Origin of the sequence: Pseudomonas sp. D(2018) (assembly GCF_005502555.1) — a bacterium.
Lineage (GTDB): Bacteria > Pseudomonadota > Gammaproteobacteria > Pseudomonadales > Pseudomonadaceae > Metapseudomonas > Metapseudomonas resinovorans.
The window spans coordinates 25,088-31,290 of the sequence record NZ_SCOK01000055.1 but is presented as its reverse complement, the minus strand read 5'-3'; the positions used below and the strand labels follow the sequence as shown (position 1 = coordinate 31,290).

Below are 6,203 nucleotides of genomic sequence, written 5' to 3'. Positions count from 1 at the left end.
CTACGGGGGAGCATCTGGTGGAGCTGCTGGAGGCCGAGGGGGTGGCCTGCGAGGCGGTGCCGGTGGCCGGCTGGACGCGTGAGTGCATCAACCTGACCAATCAGGCTGACGGCCAGCAGTACCGCTTTGTCTTGCCGGGCAGCCCGCTCAGCGACGCGGAGCAGGCGGGTCTGTTGGCTGCGTTGAAGGCGCTGCCGGTGCCGGAGTTTCTGGTGATCAGCGGGAGCCTGCCGGAAGGTCTGGCTGCGGGGTTTCTCGCGCGCCTGCTGCGAAGCGCCCAGCAACGCGGCAGCCGCTGTGTGGTGGACAGTTCCGGCAGCGCACTGCGGGAGGCGCTGGACTGCGGCGGTCTTGCCTTGATCAAGCCGAATCTGGAGGAGTTGGCGGCGCTGGTCGGCCACCCGATCGCCGGCCCGGAGCAGCTCGCCCGTGTGGCGTGGGACCTGTTGGCCGAGGGGCGCTGCGAGGCGGTGCTGGTGTCGCTGGGGCCGCAGGGTGCCTTGCTGGTGACGCCGCACGTTTGTGAGCGCATTCCCGCGCCCACGGTGCCCCGGCGCAGTACCGTGGGCGCGGGCGATAGCCTGGTGGCGGCCATGCTGTTGAAGCTCGCAGCCGGCGCGGACTGGCGTGAAGCAGCGCGCTACGGCGTGGCGGCCGGGACGGCGGCGATCATGGTCGAAGGCAGCGAGTTGTGTCGGCGCGAGGATACGGAGCGCCTGTACGGCTGGCTGAACGGGACGCCCGCGCCCTTGCCGTGAATGCGGCACAACGACCTGCACCAGCCGTTGAGCCGATTAGCGACTTTATTCGGCTCACGACAGCACGATGTAGTCCTTTCCCGAGCATCGGAACCGGGCGAATCGACGCCCCGGCTCTTCCGAGAATTCCTACCCGGCCTAGTCATTGCCGGCCTACAAGGCCGATCTGTAGCGTCTCCCACCGTCATGCCCTTGGGCGTGGCCGGGCGTGGAATCCCGTAACTTGTAGACCTTCGCAATACCGCCATAAGCAGAGTCAGCGAATGGAAGTCTTGTTCGTTGATCCTGGCCATCTATGGCGGACCGTGCGAGGGGGGCGCTTGCCCACCGGTCTTGGTCTACAAGCCGGGATTCCACACCTCGTACGGTCCGCCACCCTCATACAGCAAGGATCAGGTGGCGGCTCCCCGATACCAGGAAGGAGTCTGCTCATGTCTCACGACTATTTCGTACCCACCGTTTTCCATCGCTATCGCCGCCCGCTGCGCGCCCTGCTGATCGATGATCAGGCCTGGGTGGTGGCCCGCGACCTCGGCGCCCTGACCAACTGCCATTTCAACGAGCGCCTGGCCGAGAAACTCGACCGCGACCAGTGGCGCATGGAGACCCTGCAGAAGCCCAAGGGCGACTTCGAGCAGCAGTTGCTGATCAGCGAAAGCGCCGTCTGCGAGGTGCTGAGGACGAACTACTACCACCCGGAAAACCGCAGCCTGCGGCAGTGGTTCACCGGCGAAGTGGTGCCCGCCTTGCGTTCGGCCACCCACCCGCACCTGCCCCGCCATCGCCGGGTGGAGTGGCAGGGCAAGGAGTACAGCCTGATGGAGTGGCAGGGCCGCAGCTGGGTGCGGGTAACGGATGTGGCGGAGTTGTTCGAGGGGCAGGGCCTCGCCCTGGCGACCTGACCCTGTGGGGGGAATTCATTCGCTATGTCTGCGTTAGCTGCTGCGAGAGATTAACCATCGGGCCAAGAGCCAGCTCATACGGGCAGGTCTTCGACCTGCTTGGCGAATGAATTCGCGCCTACAAGGTTTCACCCTTGGTGAGCAATCAGGCGCCGACGGCGAAGCCCCGCAGGAATCCCGCGTAAGGTTTGGGCAGGGGGAAGTCGAGGTCGCCGCGCTTACTGGTGGAGAGGCGCAGTTCGCCGAGCATTTCCACCATCTTCAACGCGGCGCTGACGCCGTCGATCACCGGCACGCCCAGTTCTTCCTGTAACCCCTGCGCCAGGTGGCTCATGCCGGCGCAGCCAAGGACGATGGCGCCGGATTCATCGCGCGCCAGCGCGTCGAGGCAGGCCGTGCGCATCAGGCGGAACAGCTCGTCCGGGTCCTGGTCCAGCGCCAGCACCGGGATTTCCACGGCGTGGATGCCCCGACAGTGCTGGTGAAAGCCATAGCGTTCCACCAGGTGGCGGGCGATGACCTTGGTGCGGCCCAGGGTGGTGACGACGCTGAAGCCTGTCGCCACCCAGGTGGCCAGGTGCATGGCCGCCTCGGCAATTCCGATGACCGGATACCTCGCGATCTCCCGTGCCGCCAGCAGGCCGGGGTCGCCGAAGCAGGCAATCACATGCCCTTCGGCACCGTCCCGCTCGCCATCGCGAATGGCCTGGAGCAACCCGGGCACGCAGAGCGCTTCGTCGTAGTGGCCTTCGATGGAGGCCGGGCCGGCGCTGTTGGTCACCGCCAGCAACTGGTTGCCGGGGCGCAGCAGCTGGCGGGCGGCTTCGGCTAGGCCGGCGGTCATGGCGACGCTGGTGTTCGGGTTGATCAGCTGGATTTTCATGCCGAGGTCAGGTCTCGATCAGGTGCTTCAGCGGGTGGTAGTTGGCCTTGAGCTTGCCGGCCGACTCGACGATGGCGGTTTCGATGGCCGCCAGGTGGAAGCAGGTCAGCTCGATGGCCGCATTCTGGTTGCCGGCCTCGATGAACTCGATCAGGCGCAGGTGCTCGTCGTCGCGGCAGGCGTCGTGGCGTTCGTCGTCCAGGGCCGCGGCGTAGAGCGAAGCGCGCGAAATCAGCTTGCGGAACCAATCCAGCAGCACCGGGTTGTTCAGCGCCTCGGCGAGTTTGATGTGGAACTCGCCCAGCAGGTGGATCAGCCGCTCGTGGTCGTGGCGGCGCCGGGCCTCTTCTTCGAGCAGCAGGTGCTCGCGCAGGTCTTGCATGGCCGCGCTGTCCCGCCGTCGGCAGAGCTCGGTGACGATGCCGATCTCGATCAGCCGCCGCGTTTCGAACAGCGAGCGGATTTCTTCATCGCTGGGCAGCGACACCCAGCAGCCCTTGTTCGGTTCGGACGAGACCAGGCCGTCTGCCTCCAGTTGCTTCAACGCCGCGCGCACCGAAGTGCGACTCACGTTGAACAGTTCCGCCAGGGAGGCCTCTCCCAGCTTCATACCCGGCCGCAGCGAGCGGTTGCTGATGGCCTGGTAAACCCCTTGGTAGACGCGGTCGACCGTGGTTTCCAGCTTCTTGTCTGCCATTCGTGACTCCGTAAATGCGTTCGCAACCTAGGCCCTGCGGGAAACAGGCAGGCAGAAAAACCCGGTTGCGTTGTCAGCATAATCCGAGTATTTCTAGATTGCATTCAAATTTTGCATACAAAAACAAGAGGAATGCACCATTATGAAGCACACATCCTCCATCGAGGTGCAACGCGTCAGCAAGCGCTACACCGATGACCCCGAGGTGGCGCCAGCGCTCGACGACGTCTCGGTCAGCATCCGCCACAACGAGTTCTTCACCCTCCTCGGCCCTTCGGGTTGCGGCAAGACCACCTTGCTGCGCTCCATCGCCGGCTTCGAGCAGGTCACCTCCGGCAGCATCCAGATTGGCGGGCAGCGTGTGGACCAACTCCCGCCCTACAAGCGCCGGGTCAACACCGTGTTCCAGAACTACGCGCTCTTCCCGCACATGAGCGTGGCCGAGAATATCGCCTTCGGCCTGGAGATGCAGGGGCTGGAGCACAGCGCCATTCCTGGCCGCGTGAAGGAAATGCTGGCCCTGGTGCAAATGGAACACCTGGCCCGCCGCCGTCCCGCCGAACTCTCCGGCGGCCAGCAGCAACGCGTGGCCCTGGCCCGTGCGTTGGCACCGCGCCCGGACGTGCTGCTGCTGGACGAACCGCTCTCCGCACTGGACCTCAAGCTGCGCAAGGAAATGCAGGTGGAGCTCAAGCGTGTGCAGCAGGAAGCCGGCATCACCTTCATCTTCGTCACCCACGACCAGGAAGAAGCGCTGACCCTCTCCGACCGCATCGCGGTGATGTCCGCCGGCAAGATCCTGCAGATCGGTACCCCCAACGACATCTACGAACGCCCGCAGCACCGCTTCGTCGCCCACTTCATCGGCGACATCAACTTCCTGCCCGGCAACCTCAAGCGCTGTGCGCAGAACGGCAGCCTGTTCCAGCCCGAGGGTTTGCCGGTGGAAATCCCCTGCGCGTCCTCGACCCTGGACGCCGGGCAGGTGCAACTGGCCTTCCGCCCGGAGCGTTCGAAGCTGGTGGACCCGTCCGAGCCGCATCACCTGCGCGGCGTGGTCGAAGCCGTGCTCTACGTTGGCACGGCCACGCTCTATCAGTGCCGCCTGGCCAACGACGTGAAAGTGATGCTGCGCGAAAGCAACGAAGGCGCCACCAGCGCCCGTTCCGTGGGTTCGCCCGTGGCGGTGCATCTGCCGCCCCACGCCTGCCTGCTGATGGAGGCCTGAGATGAGCGTCAGCGCCACTTCCCCCAGCCTCAACCGGCTGTTGTTGCTGTCGCCGGTGCTGCTCACCCTGCTCTGCCTGATCGCCATTCCGCTGGGCATCATGGGCTACATCAGCCTGCTGCCGCGCAACCTCTATGGCGGCGTGGACTGGAACGCTGACTGGCAGTGGCAGAGCTACACGCAGCTGTTCTTCCAGGAAGATTTCGACGGCAACCTCGAACTGAACTGGGTCTACGCCCAGGCGCTGCTGCGCTCGGTGCTGCAGGCCGGTGGCACCACGCTGCTGTGCTTCCTCGTGGGCTTTCCCGTGGCCCTGTGGATGACCAGCCTCAGCGAACGTTCGCGCAACATCATGGTGCTGCTGATCACCATCCCATTCTGGACCAACCTGCTGATCCGCAACTACGCCTGGCTGATCATCCTGCGCGAGCACGGCTGGCTGGCGCAGAGCCTCAATGCGCTGTTCCCGCAGGCCGGTGGCATCACCCTGCTGTACAACGATTTCGCCGTGGTGATCGGGTTGGTCTACAGCTTCCTGCCGTTCATGATCCTGCCGATCTACTCCACCCTGGAGAAGCTCGACTGGCGCCTGGTGGAAGCCGCCTATGACCTCGGCGCCAACCGCGCCAAGGCCCTGCGCCGGGTGATCCTGCCGCTGTCCATGCCGGGCGTGGTGGCCGGTTCGCTGCTGGTGTTCGTGCCGAGCCTCGGCGCGTTCATCACCCCCGCCATCCTCGGCGGCGGCAAGACGCTGATGATCGGCAACCTGATCCAGCAGCAGTTCGGCACCGCACGCAACTGGCCGCTGGGCAGCTCGCTGTCCTTCCTCCTGCTCGGGCTGATGCTGCTGGCCCTGGTGCTCTACGCCCTCTACGCCAAGAAAGCCGCCAAGGCCGTCCGCCAGGGAGCCCGCTGATGATCGCCTCTCACCTGAAAAAGTTGCCGCTGACCCGCGAAACCAGCCTGCTGGTGCTGGCCTACCTGTACCTGCCGATCCTGGTGCTGATCGCCTACAGCTTCAACGCCAACCGCACCGCCACGGTGTGGACCGAGTTCTCCTTCGCCTGGTACGGGCGCATTCTCGCCAACCCGTCGATCCAGGCGGCGGCGCTGAACTCGGTGATCGTCGCCAGCATCGCCACCGTCTGCGCCACCGCCATCGCCCTGCTCGCGGCGCTGGCCACCTACCGGCCCTTCTACGGGCAGAAGATGGTGGAAGGCGGCATCAACCTGCCGCTGATCCTGCCGGAGATCGTCACGGCGGTGGCCACCCTGCTGCTGTTCATGGCGCTTGGTATCAAGCTCGGCCTGCTGACGGTGATCATCGCCCACATCGGCTTCTGCATTCCGTTCGCCTACCTGCCGATTCGCGCGCGCCTGAACGACCTGGACAAGAGCCTGCTGGAAGCGGCCAACGACCTCTACGCCAACCCCTTCCACACCTTCCGCCGGGTGACCCTGCCGCTGCTGTTCCCGGCGGTGCTGTCCGGCGCGGTGCTGGCGTTCGTGGTCAGCCTCGACGACTTCATCATGACTTTCTTCGTTGCCGGCCCCGGTTCGACCACGCTGCCGGTCTACATCTTCTCGGCCATCAAGGCCGGGGTAACCCCAGAGATCAACGCAATCTCGACCCTGATGCTGGTGATTTCCATCGTCCTGGTGGTGCTCTCCTTCTGGCTCGGCCAGCGGGGCAAACCCACCGCCTGATCCCTGTTCCACCTCTGCCCAACCTGTT

General features: G+C 65.2%; 7 protein-coding genes. 5 read left to right on the top strand and 2 right to left on the bottom strand.

Translation table 11 applies throughout. The annotated features are described in order from the left end of the window. Nucleotides 1-758: 1-phosphofructokinase family hexose kinase (locus FFS60_RS24335; protein ID WP_137823412.1), on the top strand; the 758-nt coding region annotated here is incomplete at its 5' end. 431 nt (nt 759-1,189) lie between these two features. Further along, complete coding sequence (locus FFS60_RS24330; protein WP_137823411.1) at nt 1,190-1,660, top strand: phage antirepressor; 471 nt, start codon at nt 1,190-1,192, stop codon at nt 1,658-1,660. Between the two features lie 145 nt (nt 1,661-1,805). On the opposite strand, the gene FFS60_RS24325 is transcribed toward FFS60_RS24330, so the two are convergent. Then, on the bottom strand, nt 1,806-2,543 hold the full coding sequence (locus tag FFS60_RS24325) for an aspartate/glutamate racemase family protein (RefSeq protein WP_137823410.1): 738 nt from the start codon (nt 2,541-2,543) through the stop codon (nt 1,806-1,808). 7 nt (nt 2,544-2,550) lie between these two features. Further along, nucleotides 2,551-3,240 (bottom strand): GntR family transcriptional regulator, encoded by a 690-nt coding sequence (locus FFS60_RS24320; RefSeq protein ID WP_028631099.1) that lies wholly within the window; start codon nt 3,238-3,240, stop codon nt 2,551-2,553. 142 nt (nt 3,241-3,382) lie between these two features. Between FFS60_RS24320 and FFS60_RS24315 the strand changes: the two genes are divergently transcribed. From FFS60_RS24315 to FFS60_RS24305, 3 genes are read left to right on the top strand one after another with little or no spacing between them, the layout of a single operon-like run. After that, nucleotides 3,383-4,468: an ABC transporter ATP-binding protein gene (locus tag FFS60_RS24315; RefSeq protein ID WP_137823409.1), complete on the top strand. Its 1,086-nt coding sequence runs from the start codon at nt 3,383-3,385 to the stop codon at nt 4,466-4,468. 1 nt (nt 4,469) lies between these two features. Next, nucleotides 4,470-5,384 (top strand): ABC transporter permease, encoded by a 915-nt coding sequence (locus tag FFS60_RS24310; protein ID WP_137823408.1) that lies wholly within the window; start codon nt 4,470-4,472, stop codon nt 5,382-5,384. Next, nucleotides 5,384-6,175 (top strand): ABC transporter permease, encoded by a 792-nt coding sequence (locus tag FFS60_RS24305; RefSeq protein WP_028631102.1) that lies wholly within the window; start codon nt 5,384-5,386, stop codon nt 6,173-6,175. The genes FFS60_RS24310 and FFS60_RS24305 overlap by 1 nt, the downstream gene beginning before the upstream one ends. The last annotated feature ends 28 nt before the right edge of the window (nt 6,176-6,203 follow it).

Coding starts and splice junctions, on each gene's coding strand:
- FFS60_RS24325 (WP_137823410.1), bottom strand. CDS start 2,543: ATGAAAATCCAGCTGATCAACCCGAACACCAGCGTCGCCATGACCGCC.
- FFS60_RS24310 (WP_137823408.1), top strand. CDS start 4,470: ATGAGCGTCAGCGCCACTTCCCCCAGCCTCAACCGGCTGTTGTTGCTG.
- FFS60_RS24330 (WP_137823411.1), top strand. CDS start 1,190: ATGTCTCACGACTATTTCGTACCCACCGTTTTCCATCGCTATCGCCGC.
- FFS60_RS24315 (WP_137823409.1), top strand. CDS start 3,383: ATGAAGCACACATCCTCCATCGAGGTGCAACGCGTCAGCAAGCGCTAC.
- FFS60_RS24305 (WP_028631102.1), top strand. CDS start 5,384: ATGATCGCCTCTCACCTGAAAAAGTTGCCGCTGACCCGCGAAACCAGC.
- FFS60_RS24320 (WP_028631099.1), bottom strand. CDS start 3,240: ATGGCAGACAAGAAGCTGGAAACCACGGTCGACCGCGTCTACCAAGGG.